The sequence below is a fragment of the Sphingomonas sp. GW821-FHT12D09 genome (assembly GCF_058807215.1).
Map to the genome: position 1 here is coordinate 484,147 of NZ_JBXAQL010000001.1, position 16,056 is coordinate 500,202.

A 16,056-nucleotide genomic window follows, 5' to 3' on the forward strand; every position below is an offset into this window, starting at 1 on the left:
AGGCCGCTGCGCAACGTCGTAATCCTCAGCGCCGTGCCAGCCACCAGCGCCGCGCCGCGACACCGGCCCAGATCGCCTCGACCAGCCCGAACGGCCAGGCGCCCTGCAGGAAGCCATAGGTCGAGCCCAGCAGGCAGGACACTGCAAAGGCCAGGATCCACCCTGCCCCGCGGCTCTCCAGCGCATAGGTAACCAGCATCGCCGTCACCGCAAGCAGGCCGAACAGCGTCAGCATGTCCATCATCGCCAGCAGCTTTCGGCCTTGGCGACTTCGAACATCGCCGGGATGTCGCTCAGATAGAGGCCATAGCGCACGAACCAGCGTCCGCTGCGCTTCACATAGATATCGGGTTCATCCGTCCCGTCGCTTTCGCCCTCGGCCCAGAGCTGGGGCGAATCATAGGACACCCGCCGCGCGAAGCGGCGGATGGAGAGCGGCATCCAATCCCTGCGCGTTTCGGGATCCGGCCAGCCATGGATCGCCATGAACGCCCGGCCCCTCTTGTCCCTCTCCACCCTCCGCCAGCCGAGGAAGCGGTTGCCCCGGCCCAGGAACACCAGCGCATCGTTCGCGCGCACCGCGCTCAGCGCATGCCCGGCCTGGACCAGTCCAGTCGTGGACCATTTGCCATGGCCCAGTATCTCGGCACGCTCGGCGAAGCGGTAACGATAGAGGCCGTGGCCAAGCAGATCATCCGGATCGTTGATGGGCTCCGGGTCGCCGACCGAACGCAAAACGCCCCGCCCGACATAGTCGATGCAGGGGCGCAGGTTGGGGATCGTCTCCCCATTGGCGACTTCGACTTCCTGCTGGCCCCTGGCGGCGGCGGGGACGAGGAGTCCGGTCGCCAGCAGCCAGGGGAGCAGCCGAATCACGCCGCGGGCGGATCCGCGATCATCGCGGTGAACTCGCACTCGGTGGCGACTTCGCCGTTCAGCATCGCGCGGCCGGCGAACTTGCAGACCCGCGAACGCTTCTGGATGAACTCGACTTCGAGGCGGAGCAGCACGCCTGGTTCGACCGGCTTGCGGAACTTCACCCCGTCGATCGACATGAAATAGACGAGCTTGCCCGAGCCGGCGAGGCCGAGGCTCTCGACCGCGAGCACGCCCGCCGCCTGCGCCAGCGCCTCCACCTGGAGGACGCCGGGCATGATCGGCCTTCCGGGGAAATGTCCCTGGAAGAATTCCTCGTTCATCGACACCGCCTTGATCGCGACGATTCGCTGGTCCGGGACCAGCTCCTCGACACGATCGACGAGCAGCATCGGGTAACGATGCGGCAGCGCCGCCATCACCCGCTTGATATCAAGCGGGCCGATGTTGGCGGCTACCGTTGCTTCCTCGCTCACCGCGGCTCAGCAGGCTTCTTGCCGCCAGCGGCGGCCGGGGCAGCTGCGGGAGCCGGAGCAGCGCCAGCCGGGCGCTGCTGCTGGGCAGCCGCCTGATAGGCGCGCATCTGCTCGAGCTGGGCGAGCTGCTGCTGCAGCGCCAGCGTCTCGCGGGCGGGCTGCCACTCGGCCGGCGGCTGGATGCTCACGGTCGGCACGGCCTTGTCGAGCTCGGCGGTGATCGCGTCGCTGATGTCGGCCGAGTCGGGCGCGTACATGAAGGCTTCCGGCGTCAGGATGACGCCGATCTTGCGTGCAGTGACGACGCGCAGCTGGGCCGCGTCATACTGGCGCAGGATCGATTCGATCGCGAACAGCTCGGCGCGGGCGGCCGGGTTGCTCAGCTTGCCGACATCGGTATTCGCGGCGGTCTGCAGCGCGGCGATCTTGTCGAGCACGGGATTCTTCGCTGCCTTGGCAGCGTTGATCTCGGCGTCGTCGACCTTCTTGTCCTTGTTGGTGTCGAGCTGCGCGAGGAGCGGCTCGGCTTCCTTCTGGGCAGCCTGGCGGCGCGCGTTGATCTGGTCGAAGGCCGCCTTGAAGGTCGCCTGGATCTGCTGCTGCGCGGCGGCGAACGCCTTGGACGAATCGACGACACGCACCGGGCTGGCGGTGGCGATGCCATTGACCTGCGCCTGCGCGGGAGCCGCGAAGGCAAGCGCTGCGGGTGCAGCGAGCAGCGCGGCGAGAATGCGCTTCTTGATAATCATCAGAATTGAGTCCCTACATTGAAGGTTACAAGCTTGGTGTCGTCGCCCTTGGCGTGGAGCAACGTCTTGGCCACGTCGATGCGCAGCGGTCCGAAGGGCGAATTCCAGTTCACGCCGAAGCCGATCGAGACACGCGGCATCGCCGAGTCGCCGACATAGCGCTCGTAGAACGGCGCGATCTGGTTGTTGTAGATCGCGTTGACGGAGGTGCCCACGCAGGGCTGTCCGGCGGCCGCATAGCCGACGGCGCAGGTGGTGAGGGCACCCGAGTTCGTCGCGTCCGAGGCGCTGACGATGTAATATTGGTTACCCGCCGAATCCTTGACGAAATTGTCCTTGGGCAGCAGCGAAGGCGAACCGTCGGTATTGTACTTCAGCGAGCCATCGGCGTTCGTGGCCTGCGCGAACTCGATCGTCTTGCCGGGCTTCGTGATGTTGAACAGGCTGCCCGCCATGATGAAGATCGACGGACGCAGGCCCATTTCAGCCGCACCGGCACCCAGCGGGATCTCCAGCTCGGCCTTGGTCAGGTAATAGGCCTTGCCGCCGATCGCGTCGTCGGTGACCTGGTCCTTGTCGGTCACCAGCAGCTGGTCGCCACCGGCCACCGTGCCCGTGTAGCTGTAGCGCTGCACGCGCGGACCCACGCCGCGGATGTCGAAGCCGCGGAACTGCGGCTCGCCCAGGTAGAAGCGGTCGGTGATGCGCACCGGATCGCTGCCAGGCGTGCTGCTCTTCTCGAGGCTGTGGATATAGCCACCCTCGACCGACAGCGAGGCGATGAAGCCCTTGCCGACATTCCAATATTTGTCGCCATCGACGCGGGCACGCAGGTAACGCACGTCGCCGCCGACACCGGCAAAGTCGCCGCTTACCGACAGGCGCGAGCCGCGCGATGGGCGCAGGCGGCTGTTCAGGCTGTCATAGGTAAGCGTCACTCCGACCAGCGAGGTCAGGCGGTTGCCCACCGCCTCGCAATAATAGCGGCCCGCCTTGAGCGGATCGCAGGTATCGAGGATGCCGTCGTTGTTGGTGTCGGAATAGAAGCTCGACTTGTCGAGCGTCACATTGTCCTGCGCCAGGTAATAGCGGCCCGACAGCGTCCAATATTCGGTGAGCGGCACGCCGGCGACGAGCTGGAAGCCGGTCGAGACCTGGCTGTAGGTCGTCGAGCGATCCGAACCGATATAGTTGAAGGCGTTGTAGTCGCGGCGGAAGAGCGTGCCGCCCAGCGCCACGTTCATGTCGAACAGATACGGCTCGGTGAAGCCCAGTTCGAGCGACTTGGAGTAGCTCGAATAATCGACCGAGGCCGAGACCGTCTGGCCCATGCCGCGGAAGTTGCGCTGGCGGATCGAGGCCTGGAGGATGAACTGCTCGAGGCTCGAGAAGCCGGCCGACAGCGTCAGCTCGCCGTTCGCACGCTCTTCGACATTCGCCTTGAGCACGATGCGATCCGGCGCCGAACCCTCGACACGCTCGATCTCGAACTTGTCCTGGAAATAGCCCAGCGAGTTGATGCGGTCCTGCGAGCGCTTGACCAGGAAGGTGTTGAAGGCGTCGCCCTCGGCCACGCGGAACTCGCGGCGGATCACCTTGTCCTGGGTCTGGCGGTTGCCGGTGATGTCGATGCGCTCGATATAGGTGCGATTGGCTTCCGCGATGTGGAAGTTCATCGCCATCGTCAGCGAGTCCTTGTCCCGCTGGAAGTCGGGGCGCACGTCGGCGAAGGCATAGCCCGCGATGCCGGCGGTCTCGCTCAGCTGCTCGACCGTGTCTTCGACGGCCTTGGCGTTATACCACTGGCCTTCCTTGATGCTCAGCGCGCCGGCGAGCTTCTTGTCGTCGAAGTCGCGGATCGCGCTGTCGACGGTGACCGGACCGAATTTGTAGCGCGGGCCTTCCTCCACCACATAGGTGATGATGAAGTCCTTCTTGTCCGGCGTCAGCTCGGCCACCGCCGAGATCACGCGGAAATCGGCATAGCCGTTGGTCAGGTAGAACTGGCGCAGCTTCTGCTGGTCATAGGCCAGGCGATCCTGGTCGTAGCTCGTGTTCGAGCTCATCAGGTGCATCAGGCTGGCGGTCTTGGTCGCCATCTCGCCGCGCAGCTTGCCGTCGGAGAACACCTCGTTGCCGATGATGTTGATCTGGCGGACCTTGGACTTGGGGCCCTCATGGACCTCGAAGATCACGTCGACGCGGTTCTGGTCGAGGCTGACCATCTTGGGCTCCACCACGGCGGCGAAGCGGCCCTGGCGGCGATAGAGCTCGACGATGCGCGCCACGTCGGCGCGCACGGCGGTGCGGGTGAAGATCTGGCGCGGCGCCAGCTTCACTTCCTTCTTGATCTTGTCTTCCTTGAGCCGCTTGTTGCCCTCGTAGATCACGCGGTTGATCACCGGGTTCTCGCGGATGCGGATCACCAGGTCGCCGGTCTCCACGCCTTCGATCGAAACGTCGGCGAGCAGCTCGGAGGCGAGCAGGTCCTTGATCGCCTGGTCGACCGTCTCGTTGGTATAGGCATCGCCCACGCGCAGGCGAGTATAGCTCATCACCGTTTCCGGCTCGATGCGCTGCGAGCCCTGGACGCGGATCGACTTGATCGTGCGCGTCACCGGAGCCGGAACAGCAGGCGGGGCGGCCTGCGCCGCCGAAGCGGGCGCGGGGGCCGTCTGGGGCGCGGCCTGAGCGAACGCCGCACCCGAGAGCATCGTGCCCGCGAGGAGGGTCGCAGTGGCGCGCGCGCCGATTTTCGTTGCCTTGATCGCAGTCACCATCCCACCCCAGTCGGAATCAAAAAATTCACGGCCGTCAGCCACGCGGCTTGCACCGCCCTGCACGAACCACATCAGCCGATCAACCCGGCCAGATTTCTCCACACGCCGAACGTGCCGAGGTCGTTGAGCGTAACGAACAGTGCAAACGCGAGAATCGCGATCAAACCGCCACGATAAGCCCATTCCACAACCTGCGGCTCCACCGGGCGGCGGCGGACGGCTTCTGCTGCGTAGAACAACAGATGGCCGCCATCCAGCACCGGAATTGGCAACAGGTTGATGAATCCCAGATTAATCGAAATGAACGCGATCAGGCTAACCAATTCGAGCGGTCCCATAGCGAGACGCTCTCCGGAAACCTGCGCGATTTTCAGCGGACCGCCAAGCTCGGTCACCGGGATCTGGCCCAGGATGATCCGCTTGAGGCCTTCCGCCATCAGCCCGACGATCTCCACCGTCCGCGATACGCCGACCAGCGGCGCCTTCCAGAACGGCACCGGCTCGATCACCGCGTCGCCCGGGCCGATGCCAAGGCGCCCCTGATGGCTGACATTGCCGAAGCGATCCTTGAGGGCGAGCGTGCCGATCGTCAGCGTCATCTGCTGCGCCTGGCCGCCGCGCTCGAAGGAGATGGTCACGGCTTCGCCCGCGCGCATCGCAGTGAACATGCGCAGGTCGTTGAACTCGTCGATCTTGCGGTCGCCAAGCGCGGTGATCAGGTCGCCCATCTTGAGGCCCGCCTTCGCAGCCGCGCTGTTCGGCTCGATAACGCCGATCCGCGCCGGCGTGACGTTCTGGCCAAAAGCGAAAGCGAACGCGCCCAGGATCGCGATGGCGACCAGAAAATTGGCGATCGGCCCAGCGGCGACGATGATCGCGCGCTGCCACAGCGGCTTCGCCTGGAAGGTCTGCGCGCGCTCCTTGGCCGGCAGCGAGAGCCATTCGGGCGAAGGCTGGCTGGCCGGGTTCATGTCGCCGGCGAAGCGGACATAGCCGCCCAGCGGCAGCCAGCCGAACTTCCAGCGGGTGCCGCGCTTGTCGGTGACGCCGGCGATCTCGCGGCCGAAGCCGATCGAGAATTCCTCCGCCTTCACGCCGAACCAGCGCCCGGCAAAATAATGGCCCAGCTCGTGCAGGAAGACGAGCGGCCCCAGCACCAGCACAAAGGCGAGTATGGTGACCAGGATGCCGGGGTTTTGAATCAAGCGACGCAATCCTTCACACGCTCACCCGCGATCCGCCTTGCCTCGGCGTCGATTGCCCAAACGGCTTCGAGGCAGTCCGGTGCGGCCGGGTCATAGCGGGCAAGCGTATCGGCAGAGATTGCGGCAATTTCAAGAAAGTTGAGACGGCCCGCAAGGAAGGCCGCCACGGCCACTTCATTCGCCGCGTTCAGGATGGCCGGACGAGCCCCGCCCGCCTCCAGCGCCTCGCGCGCCAGCCGCAATGCCGGAAAGCGCATCGGATCGGGTGCTTCGAAGTCCAGCCTTGCCAGCGCCACAAAGTCGAGCGGCGGCATCGGCGTCGTCATCCGGTCGGGCCAGGCCAGCGTATGCGCGATCGGCACGCGCATGTCCGAAGGCCCCATCTGGGCCAGCACCGATCCATCGACATATTCCACCATCGAGTGGATAACCGACTGGCGATGCACCAATATTTCAAGTGTGTCATTCGCCACGGGGAACAGGCGCGCCGCCTCGATCAGCTCGAGGCCCTTGTTCATCAGTGTCGCCGAATCGACCGATATCTTGGCGCCCATCGACCAGTTCGGGTGCGCGCAGGCCTGGGCCGGCGTCACGCCGCGCATCGCTTCGATGTCCCAATCGCGGAACGGTCCCCCGCTTGCGGTCAGGATGATCCGCCGCACTCTTTCAGGACGCTCGAAATCGAAGCATTGGAAAATCGCATTATGCTCCGAATCGGCGGGGAGAATCGTGGCGCCGTGGCGTCGTGCCGCCGCAATCACCAGATCCCCGGCCGAAACCAGCGGCTCCTTGTTGGCGAGCACCACCGTGCCGCCCTGCTCGATTGCCGCCATGGCCGAGCCGAGCCCGGCCAGGCCCACGATCGCCGCCATCGTCCAGTCGGCGCCCATTCGCGCAGCATCGCACACCGCTTCCGCACCACCCGCAGAGGTGATCTCCGTCCCCGCCAGCCGCTCACGAAGCGCCGGCAGGCAGCTCTCGTCGGCGACCACGGCATGGTGCGCGCCGGTACGGATCGCCGCGGCGGCAAGCTTCCCGACATCGCAATTGGCGGTGAGCGCAATCACTTCGAATCGTTCGGATTCGCGTTCGATCAGGTCGAGCGTAGAGCTGCCCACCGATCCGGTGGCGCCCAGGATCGTCACGCTGCGCTTCATCGGACCAGCCAGAGCACCAGCAATGCCGCCACCGGGGCGACCGCCACCAGCCCGTCGAGCCGGTCCATCACCCCGCCATGACCGGGCAGCAGATTGCCCGAATCCTTCACGCCGGCGACTCGCTTCAAATGACTTTCGAGCAGGTCACCCATCTGCGCCAGCACGGCCAGCACGGGCGTCGCCCAGGCCAGTGCCACCGGCAGGCCGAACAGCCAGACCAGCAGGAAGGCGAACAAGGTCGCGCCCAGAACGCCGCCGAGCAGGCCCGACCAGGTCTTGTTCGGGCTGATCGCCGGGGCGAGCTTGGGCCCGCCCAGCGCGCGTCCGGTGAAATAGGCCCCGCTGTCGCACGCCCATACCAGCGCCATCGCCCAGAAGGTAAGCAGCAGCCCCTGCACCGGCTGCTCGCGGATCAGCACCAGCGCCAGCACGGTCAGGCCGACATAGAAGGCGCCGAGCGCCAGCTTGGTGTTGCGCGTGATGATGGCGAGGAAGAAGAACGCGCCGATGATGAAGCCCAGCGCCAGGAAGCCTGGCCCTGCCGCCAGTCCCGGCGCCATGATCGCCAGCGGCACGCTCATCGCATATTGGGCGAGCCGTCGCCCGGCCGGATTGGCGCCGGCCAGCATCGCCCATTCGCCCATCATCAACACCGCGGCGAAGCTCACCACCAGCCAGAAGCCCAGCCCGCCGGCATAGAGCGCGGCGGAGGCCAGCCCGATCAGCGCGACGGCAACGATCAGGCGCTTGGGAAGATCGGCGTTCTTGCTCACAGGCCCCCGAAGCGGCGCTGGCGCCGGCCGAACTCGTCGAGCGCGCTTGCCAGCGCCTTCTCGTCGAAATCCGGCCACAAGGTATCGACAAACAGGAATTCGGCATAGGCCGCCTGCCAGAGCAGGAAGTTGGACAGCCGCTGCTCGCCCGAGGTGCGGATCAGCAGATCCAGCGGCGGCAGGTCGCCGGTGTCGAGTGCCGTCTCGAACAGCTTCTCGTCGATCGCCGCGGGATCGATCTCGCCCGCCTTCGCCTTCTCGGCAAGCGCGCGCGCGGCAGCGGCCAGCTCGGCCTGCGCGCCATAGTTGAGCGCGATCACCAGCGTCGGCCCGGGATTGTTCGCCGTGCGCGCGACGGCGCCTTCGATCATCGCCACCAGGTCGGGCGAGAGCTTGCGCCAGGCGCCGATGATGCGCAGCTTCACGCCCTCGGAAACCAGCTCGTCGAGCTCGCTCGCCAGGAAATGGCGCAGCAGGCCCATCAGGTCGCGGACCTCTTCCTCCGGCCGCCGCCAATTCTCCGAGGAGAAGGCGTAGAGCGTCAGGACTTCGATGCCGAGCTTGCGCGCGGCCCGGCTGATCCGCCGCACCGCTTCCACGCCCTGCTTGTGCCCGGCGATGCGCGGCAGCAGCCGCTTCTTCGCCCAGCGCCCATTGCCGTCCATGATGATGGCGACATGGCGCGGGGGCGCGCTGCCCCCGCTCGATGCGTGGATGGGATTAGCAGCCATCATACCCGCCGCTGACGTCATTCCGGCAGGAAACAGACAGGGCGCACGCCAGGCTCACTTGCCCAGGATTTCCTTTTCCTTGGCGCTCGACGCCGCATCGATCTCGACGATCGTCGCGTCGGTCAGCTTCTGCACCTCGGTCTCGTGGCGCTTGCGCTCGTCTTCCGAATAGACGCCCTTCTTCTCGTCGGTCTTCAGGCTGTCATTGCCGTCGCGGCGCACGTTGCGCACGGCGATGCGCGCCTTCTCGGCGTACTGGCTGGCGAGCTTGGCGAGCTCCTTGCGGCGCTCCTCGGTCAGATCCGGGATCGGCAGGCGCAGCGTCTGGCCGTCGGTGATCGGGTTGAGGCCCAGCCCCGCCGAACGGATCGCCTTCTCGACCGGGCCGACATTGGACTTGTCCCACACCTGCACCGAGAGCAGGCGCGGTTCGGGGACCGAGACCGTCGCCACCTGGGTGATCGGCATGTGTGCGCCATACACCTCGACCGTCACGGGATCGAGCAGACTGGTGCTGGCGCGGCCCGTCCGCAGGCCCACCAGGTCGTGCTTGAGCGACTCGACGGCACCGTTCATGCGGCGCTCGATGTCGGCCTTGTCATATGCGGCCATTCTCGGCTCCTCTTATGCGTATTGGGGTTCGGTCTGGACGATCGTCGAAGTGCCCTCGCCGCGCAGCACGCGGGTGAGGTTGCCTTCGTCGCGGATGTTGAACACCACGATCGGGATATTGTTGTCGCGGCACAGCGCCACCGCAGAGGCGTCCATCACCTTCAGATTGTCTGCGAGGACGCGGTCGTAACTCAGCGTATCGTAACGCTTCGCGGTCTTCACCTTCTTGGGATCGGCATCATAGACGCCATCGACCGAGGTGCCCTTGAACAGCGCGTCGCAGTTCATCTCGGCCGCGCGTAGCGCCGCCGTGGTGTCGGTGGTGAAGAACGGCAGGCCGGTGCCCGCGGCGAAGATCACCACGCGGCCCTTCTCCATGTGGCGCTCGGCGCGGCGGCGGACATAGGGCTCGCACACCGAAGCCATCGGGATCGCCGATTGCACGCGGGTATCGACGCCGATCTTCTCGAGCGTGTTCTGCATCGCCAGCGCGTTCATCACTGTCGCGAGCATTCCCATGTAATCCGCCGAAGCGCGGTCGAAGCCCTGCGCGGCACCGGCAAGCCCGCGGAAGATGTTGCCGCCACCCACGACCATGCAGATCTCGAGCCCGCCATCCTTGGCGTCCTTCACTTCGCGCGCCACGCGCTCGCAAGTATCCGGATCGATGCCGAACTGCCCCTGCCCCATCAGGACCTCGCCCGAGAGTTTGAGGAGGATGCGTTTGAATCGGGGAGCGGACATCGGAGCCTTTGGTTACAAGCGATACTGGGGAGCGGCGCGGACCCTAGAGGAGGCCGCCCGCAGGAACAAGCGTGCAGATGCCCGTTATCGCCCGTTTGCGCCACTCTGCCTCCAGGCCAGCGCGAGCGCCGAGACCAGCACGGCCGCCACTATTCCCAGCGCCACCAGCAGCACGGCGACGATCGTTCCGGTGGGCTCGCCATTGGACGCGCGGATGCCATGGGACATCGCTTCCAGCCGCCCGAACACGCTGCGCCAGCCGAAGCCGAGTGCATAGGCCCAGCCCGCCGCGAGCAGACCCGCCGCGCTACCCGGCCGCACGATCAGCGAGCGCATGCCGCCGAGCAGCATCAGCGCGTTGCAGATATAATCGACAAGCAGCGCCTGGAGCGGCTGGCCCCAGGTCAGGTGGTACCAGGTCTCCAGCGTGAAATGCGTCGCCGCGGCGAACAGGGTGAGGATCGCCAGCGCGGTCTCGGAGCGATGCCGCATCATGCCGCGCGCGCGAGCAGCCTGCGGCGCAGCCGACCCATCACGCCTGCAACCAGCACCATCGGCGCGACCACCCAGCCGCCGGCACCCGAGCCGAGCACGAATCCGCTCACGCCGAAAAGCACCGGGATCAGCACGAAAGCGGCCAGCATGAACCAGCGCTGTTGCCGGCCGATCTCGGCATAGACCAGGTCGCGCCACAGCGCCGCATAGCCCCAGAGCAGCGCCTGGGCGATGCCGGTGGACGCCACGAGGATGCCGTAGAATTTCATCGCACGGGCCGGCCCATGCTCGGCGACCAGCGCCGCCGCGAACGGAGTGAGGCAGATCAGGCAGAGGAAGAGGAGCGTCAGCACCGTATAGGGCCCATCCACGCGCGTCAGCCGCGCAACGATGCCGCGATTGCTCACCCAGAAGAACGCGACGATCATGAAGCTCAGCGCAAAGCCGAACAGCGCGCGCCAGCTCTGCGCGAGCAGGTCGAGCATGTCGCCCGACCAAATGTGCGGCGGCCGCACCTCCAGCGCGAGCAGGGTCATGGCGATGGCGAAGACGCCGTCGGAAAGCATGATCAGCCGGTCGAACCAGTGCCGTTCCAGCCGCCGCGCCAGCGGCTCATGCGTATCCAGCGATTCCGGTTCGCTCATAAAGGCTCCCCCTGCCCCATGCCCACCAAGCAGACTGGCACGTCCGTCTGGGCGAGTCGAGGAGGGTCAATGTGCTCGCGGGTCGGTCCGGTCATGGCAGGCAATGCTGCCGCCATGGCCATCGGCTACCCGCCGAATTCGGATAACCGGCTGCTCGCGCGTTCCCGCCGCGAAGAACGCCACCTCGCATATCCCATCCACCGCCAGCGCACGCATCGCCGCCTGCATGTCGCCCCGCTGCGCCCCATCCGGCAAGCGTGCCATGAGGAACGTGCCGATATCGTCCGGCCCCCAGGGCCCGGCATGGGGCTGGATCAGGCCGCTGGCGGACCGGTGCAGCTTGTTGCCGGCGATCCAGTTGCCGCTCGACGGATCGAATAGCGGCAGCCTCGCGAGCGCTTCCGCCTCGTGCTCCGGGGTAAGCACGGCTGTGGTCAGCGTAATGTCGATCTCGGCATCGGGAATCGCCGCCTTGCCCGGCGTCAGGAACCACCAGCCATAGCCGAGCAGGATCAGGCCGATCACCCCGACCAGCGCGACCCGCATCTTGGTCCCGAACCCCCGCATCCCACGAAGCTGCCACAGCGCCAGCCCCAAACGCAAACGGGCGCCGCCACCCGAGGGTGACAGCGCCCGCGCGTCAGGTCCGGGAAGACCTTAGCGGCTGATGCCCGAAGCAGCGGCGACTTCGGCGGCGAAGTCGCTCTCTTCCTTCTCGATGCCTTCACCGAGCTGGAAGCGGACATAGTCCTTGAGCACGATCGTGGTGCCGGCGTCCTTGGCCGCCTTGGCGATGACGTCCTGCACCGGAGTCTTGCCGTCCATCACGAAGAGCTGGCTGAGGAGAGCATTCTCCTTCTTGAACTTCTCGATCGGGCCGTTGAGGATCTTCTCGGCGACTTCGGCCGACTTGCCGACGATCTTCTCGGCGTTCTTCTCGCGCAGGATCGCAGCCTCGCGCTCGACGACTTCCGGATCGAGATCGTCGATCGACAGCGCCAGCGGGAAGGCAGCGGCGACGTGCATCGCGATCTGCTTGCCCAGCGGCTCGAGCACGTCGACGCCGGCATCGCTCTCGAGCGCGACCAGCACGCCGATCTTGCCGAGACCCGGAGCCTGCGCGTTGTGGACGTACGGGATCACCGCGCCCTGCGACACCTGCACCTGCTTGGCGCGGCGCAGAACCTGATTCTCGCCGATCGTCGAGATGTTGTTGGTCAGCACTTCCTCGACGGAGCCGCCGGCCGGCAGCTGCGCGGCCTTGAGCGCCTCGATGTCGTCGCCCTTCTCGAGCGCGACTGCGGTCACGTCGCGGACGAAGCCCTGGAAGATCTCGTTCTTGGCGACGAAGTCGGTCTGCGAGTTCACTTCGACGGCCACGCCCTTGGTGCCGGCGACGGCGACGCCGACCAGGCCTTCAGCGGCGGTGCGGCTCGACTTCTTGGCAGCTGCGGCCAGGCCCTTCGAACGCAGCCAGTCGCTGGCCGCTTCGATGTCGCCATTGGTCTCGGTCAGCGCCTTCTTGCAATCCATCATGCCGGCACCGCTCTTCTCGCGGAGTTCCTTCACGGCTGCTGCAGTGATCTCGGCCATGTTTCTTTCCTCTAGCTTGGGTGGCCGGAGCGAATCCGGCCATCAATATCAAAACCCGTTCGCCCTGAGCTCGTCGGAGGACCGCATTCTCTTGCCGCGCGCCGGAAGGAAGACGGTGCTTCGACAAACTCAGCACGAACGGGGATAGGGTCGGCGCTTCGAACTGACCGGCCGCCTAATGCAGGCCTATGTCAGTTCGAAGACATCCGTTTTCAACTTTACGCGTCGATCTGACGCTCGCCCTCGGCAGCCTGCTCCGGGGTGGTCGCAGCGGCCGGGGCTTCCGGCTCTGCGGCAGGAGCTGCGGGCTCGGCAACGGCTTCGGTCAGGGCCGGCTCGATCGGAGCCACTTCCTGCGCGCCCAGGTCGACGCCGAAGCTCGCCTGGCGGTCCTGGTTGCCGCGGGTCGCCGCAATGGCGATCGCTTCGCAGTACAGGCGGATAGCGCGCGAGGCGTCGTCGTTCGCCGGAACCGGGAAGGCGATGCCGTCCGGGCTCACGTTCGAATCGAGGATCGCGACGACGGGGATGCCGAGCGTGTTGGCTTCCTTGATCGCCAGCTCTTCCTTGTTCGCGTCGATCACGAACATGATGTCGGGAACGCCGCCCATGTCGCGGATGCCGCCGAGCGAGAGCTCGAGCTTGTCCTTCTCGCGGGTGAGCTGAAGCACTTCCTTCTTGGTCAGGCCGTGCGTGTCACCCGAAAGCTGCTCTTCGAGCGTCTTCATGCGCTTGATCGAGCCCGAGATGGTCTTCCAGTTGGTGAGCATGCCGCCCAGCCAGCGGTGGTTGACGAAATGCTGGCCCGAACGGCGGGCGGCCTCGGCGATCGGCTCCTGCGCCTGGCGCTTGGTGCCGACGAACAGGACCTTGCCGCCGCTGGCGACGGTCGAGTTCACGAACTCGAGCGCGCGCGCGAAGAGCGGCACGGTCTGCGAGAGGTCGATGATGTGGACGCCGTTGCGGTCGCCGAAGATGTAGGGCTTCATCTTCGGGTTCCAGCGGTGCGTCTGGTGGCCGAAGTGCGCGCCCGATTCGAGCAATGCCTGCATGGAGACGACAGGAGCCGCCATAGGGATATATCCTTCCGGTTGTGCCTCTGGGAAGCGAGTGACCAAAGCCCTTGTTGATCCCACGCCAAACATGGCGGGGGCGGCCTCGGCACCGGTTTATGATGCTTCCCATGCGGGTTGAGAGCGGCGCCCCTAATCGAAAGCGCCATGGAGTGCAAGTGGGGGCCCGGCCGGCCTGATTCAACCGTCCGTCAGGCGGATATGGAACAAGCGAGGAACATCCGCTTGACAAGGGAACGTTAACGGAACATAAACGGCTCAGAACGCGGACAGGGAACGTCAGCGGGCGCCAAGTGGTTGGAATCCTTGAATTCCCGCCAGGTACGGCGCGTTTGGGAGCCATAGTGATGACTGCACTGCTTACCGTTCTGCTGTTCGGCACCGCCTTCGCCGTCGCCGCCTGGACGATCGCCGGTTCGATCGTCGGCGCGCTTCCCCGCATGCGTGAACTGATCGGCCAGAGCGTAGCCCGGCCGCTGCCCGAGCTGGTGCCGACCCGCGTTACGGTTCGCTATTCGGCTCCGGTGCGCCGGGCCGCGGCGTTCCCGCTTCGCGCAGCTGCCTGATCCGGCGATAGCTGCGCACACTGAACGGGATCGAGACGATATAGAGCGCCGCGATCAGCGCCAGCGTCGGCCAGGGTGCCGCCACCAGCGCCGCGACGAGCACCACCAGCACGGCGATCGCCTCGAAGCGGATGCGCTGCTTCAAGCGCATATGGGGCGCGAAGGTGGCGATGCTCGAGATCATCAGCACCGCGACGAACGCCGTCCAGGGTGCCACCACCAGGGCCGAGCGCAGATGCGGCTCGCCCGTGAACAGCCACAGATAGAGCGGCAACAGCGTGAGCACCGCGGCGGCGGGCGCAGGCACGCCGGTCAGGAAGCCCGCCGATTTGTGCGGCTGCTCCTCGGCATCGATCTGGGCGTTGAACCGGGCGAGGCGCAGCGCGCAGAACAGCGCATGGACCAGCGCGATCATCCAGCCGAACCGGCCGACCGACTGGAGCGACCAGAGATAGAGGATCATCGCCGGAGCGACGCCGAACGAGATCGCGTCCGACAAGCTGTCCAGCTCGGCACCGAACCTGCTCTCGCCGCGCACCATCCGGGCGATCTTGCCGTCGATGCCGTCGAGCATGCCGGCGATCAGCACCATCAGCACCGCCAGTTCCCAGTTCGCGTCGATCGCGAAGCGGATCGCGGTCAACCCCGAGCAGAGTGCAAGCGCAGTGATCGCGTTGGGCGCAATCGCCCGCAGCGGTATCCCGCGCACCGGCCGCATCCGCCGCATGCGCCGTGGCCGCAGGGTGCGCGCACCGGCATCGTCGCCACGACGGCCGTTCACTGCGAAATGCCGCCGACGGCTGCGGCCCCCTTCCGGGCGATGACCGTCTCGCCCGCGATCGTGCGCTGGCCGAGCGTGACCTGGGCAGCATAGTCCTGGGGCAGGAACACATCGACGCGGCTGCCGAAGCGGATCAGGCCAATGCGCTGGCCGGCGACGATCATGTCGCCCGGCTTGGTGAAGCTCACGATGCGCCGCGCGACGAGGCCGGCGATCTGCGTGAAGCCGATGCGCAGCCCATGCTTGTCCTCGACGATGAAGTGCTGGCGCTCATTCTCCTCGCTCGCCTTGTCGAGGTCGGCGTTGAGGAAGCGGCCGGAGATATAGATCACGTGGCGGATCGTGCCGGTGATCGGCGTACGGTTCACATGCACGTCGAACATGCTCATGAAGATCGACACGCGCACCATCGGCTTGTCGCCCAGCGCCTGCGGACCACGCAGCTCGGGCGGCAGCGCCACGGGCTGGATCATCGTCACCAGCCCGTCGGCCGGCGCGATCAGCATGCCTTCGCCCTGCGGCGTCACGCGCACCGGATCGCGGAAGAACGCCGCCACGCCGAAGGTGAGGAACACCAGGGGCCAGGTGATGAAGTCCCACAGGAACAAGCTGGCCAGCGCGATCGCGGCGGCGATGGCCACATATTTGCGGCCCTCGGGATGAATGTCGGGGAAACGCCACTTCACCGTGGGAGTACCGAGCGGGGGCGTGTCCAAAGATGCCATCGCAAAGTCTCTAGCTGCCTGTAGCGGCCAACACAACGCACCGCCGCGCGGCTCTTTCCCCAGGTCTCTTTCACCC

At 66.1% G+C, this 16,056-nt stretch carries 19 protein-coding genes; 1 reads left to right on the forward strand and 18 read right to left on the reverse strand.

Going from position 1 to position 16,056, the window contains the following annotated elements:
• Positions 1-25: 25 nt before the first annotated feature.
• The 16 genes from AC1RPL_RS02355 to rpsB all read right to left on the reverse strand — a co-directional run bounded on the left by AC1RPL_RS02355 (position 26) and on the right by rpsB (position 13,908).
• The gene (locus AC1RPL_RS02355; RefSeq protein WP_493067646.1) at positions 26-241 is read right to left on the reverse strand and encodes a hypothetical protein; all 216 of its coding nucleotides are present in this window, start codon (positions 239-241) and stop codon (positions 26-28) included.
• Positions 241-876 carry a hypothetical protein gene (locus tag AC1RPL_RS02360; protein ID WP_493067647.1) on the reverse strand — a complete coding sequence of 212 codons (636 nt, stop codon included), beginning with the start codon at positions 874-876 and terminating at the stop codon, positions 241-243. The genes AC1RPL_RS02355 and AC1RPL_RS02360 overlap by 1 nt, the downstream gene beginning before the upstream one ends.
• Entirely contained in the window at positions 873-1,352 is a 480-nt protein-coding gene (gene fabZ, locus AC1RPL_RS02365; RefSeq protein ID WP_493067648.1) for a 3-hydroxyacyl-ACP dehydratase FabZ, read from the reverse strand. The genes AC1RPL_RS02360 and fabZ overlap by 4 nt, the downstream gene beginning before the upstream one ends.
• On the reverse strand, positions 1,349-2,101 hold the full coding sequence (locus AC1RPL_RS02370; protein ID WP_493067649.1) for an OmpH family outer membrane protein: 753 nt from the start codon (positions 2,099-2,101) through the stop codon (positions 1,349-1,351). Before AC1RPL_RS02370 ends, fabZ begins: the two co-directional genes overlap by 4 nt.
• Positions 2,101-4,881 carry an outer membrane protein assembly factor BamA gene (gene bamA / locus AC1RPL_RS02375; RefSeq protein WP_493067650.1) on the reverse strand — a complete coding sequence of 927 codons (2,781 nt, stop codon included), beginning with the start codon at positions 4,879-4,881 and terminating at the stop codon, positions 2,101-2,103. The genes AC1RPL_RS02370 and bamA overlap by 1 nt, the downstream gene beginning before the upstream one ends.
• Positions 4,882-4,952: 71 nt before the next feature.
• On the reverse strand, positions 4,953-6,086 hold the full coding sequence (locus tag AC1RPL_RS02380) for a M50 family metallopeptidase (RefSeq protein ID WP_493067651.1): 1,134 nt from the start codon (positions 6,084-6,086) through the stop codon (positions 4,953-4,955).
• Positions 6,083-7,243, reverse strand: coding sequence for a 1-deoxy-D-xylulose-5-phosphate reductoisomerase (gene dxr, locus AC1RPL_RS02385; protein WP_493067652.1), 1,161 nt, complete (start codon positions 7,241-7,243; stop codon positions 6,083-6,085). Before dxr ends, AC1RPL_RS02380 begins: the two co-directional genes overlap by 4 nt.
• Positions 7,240-8,016: a phosphatidate cytidylyltransferase gene (locus AC1RPL_RS02390; RefSeq protein WP_493067653.1), complete on the reverse strand. Its 777-nt coding sequence runs from the start codon at positions 8,014-8,016 to the stop codon at positions 7,240-7,242. Before AC1RPL_RS02390 ends, dxr begins: the two co-directional genes overlap by 4 nt.
• Entirely contained in the window at positions 8,013-8,750 is a 738-nt protein-coding gene (locus AC1RPL_RS02395) for an isoprenyl transferase (protein WP_493067654.1), read from the reverse strand. Before AC1RPL_RS02395 ends, AC1RPL_RS02390 begins: the two co-directional genes overlap by 4 nt.
• Positions 8,751-8,801: 51 nt before the next feature.
• Positions 8,802-9,359, reverse strand: a complete 558-nt coding sequence (frr, locus tag AC1RPL_RS02400; protein ID WP_493067655.1) for a ribosome recycling factor — start codon at positions 9,357-9,359, stop codon at positions 8,802-8,804.
• A 12-nt stretch (positions 9,360-9,371) separates the two neighbouring features.
• Positions 9,372-10,103, reverse strand: coding sequence for a UMP kinase (gene pyrH / locus AC1RPL_RS02405; protein ID WP_493067656.1), 732 nt, complete (start codon positions 10,101-10,103; stop codon positions 9,372-9,374).
• Between the two features lie 84 nt (positions 10,104-10,187).
• Entirely contained in the window at positions 10,188-10,595 is a 408-nt protein-coding gene (locus AC1RPL_RS02410) for a hypothetical protein (protein ID WP_493067657.1), read from the reverse strand.
• The gene (locus AC1RPL_RS02415; RefSeq protein ID WP_493067658.1) at positions 10,595-11,242 is read right to left on the reverse strand and encodes a TMEM175 family protein; all 648 of its coding nucleotides are present in this window, start codon (positions 11,240-11,242) and stop codon (positions 10,595-10,597) included. Before AC1RPL_RS02415 ends, AC1RPL_RS02410 begins: the two co-directional genes overlap by 1 nt.
• 66 nt (positions 11,243-11,308) lie before the next feature.
• Entirely contained in the window at positions 11,309-11,809 is a 501-nt protein-coding gene (locus tag AC1RPL_RS02420) for a hypothetical protein (RefSeq protein WP_493067659.1), read from the reverse strand.
• Between the two features lie 90 nt (positions 11,810-11,899).
• Complete coding sequence (tsf, locus tag AC1RPL_RS02425; RefSeq protein WP_493067660.1) at positions 11,900-12,835, reverse strand: translation elongation factor Ts; 936 nt, start codon at positions 12,833-12,835, stop codon at positions 11,900-11,902.
• A 218-nt stretch (positions 12,836-13,053) separates the two neighbouring features.
• On the reverse strand, positions 13,054-13,908 hold the full coding sequence (gene rpsB / locus AC1RPL_RS02430) for a 30S ribosomal protein S2 (protein WP_493067661.1): 855 nt from the start codon (positions 13,906-13,908) through the stop codon (positions 13,054-13,056).
• A 347-nt stretch (positions 13,909-14,255) separates the two neighbouring features.
• On the opposite strand from rpsB, the gene AC1RPL_RS02435 reads away from it, so the two are divergent.
• Positions 14,256-14,474 carry a hypothetical protein gene (locus AC1RPL_RS02435; RefSeq protein ID WP_493067662.1) on the forward strand — a complete coding sequence of 73 codons (219 nt, stop codon included), beginning with the start codon at positions 14,256-14,258 and terminating at the stop codon, positions 14,472-14,474.
• Here AC1RPL_RS02435 and AC1RPL_RS02440 read toward each other — a convergent pair.
• Together AC1RPL_RS02440 and AC1RPL_RS02445 are read right to left on the reverse strand one after the other, a co-directional pair.
• Positions 14,410-15,201, reverse strand: a complete 792-nt coding sequence (locus AC1RPL_RS02440; RefSeq protein WP_493069068.1) for a CDP-alcohol phosphatidyltransferase family protein — start codon at positions 15,199-15,201, stop codon at positions 14,410-14,412. The genes AC1RPL_RS02435 and AC1RPL_RS02440 overlap by 65 nt on opposite strands.
• Before the next feature lie 50 nt (positions 15,202-15,251).
• Positions 15,252-15,980 carry a phosphatidylserine decarboxylase gene (locus AC1RPL_RS02445; protein WP_493067663.1) on the reverse strand — a complete coding sequence of 243 codons (729 nt, stop codon included), beginning with the start codon at positions 15,978-15,980 and terminating at the stop codon, positions 15,252-15,254.
• Positions 15,981-16,056: the final 76 nt, after the last annotated feature.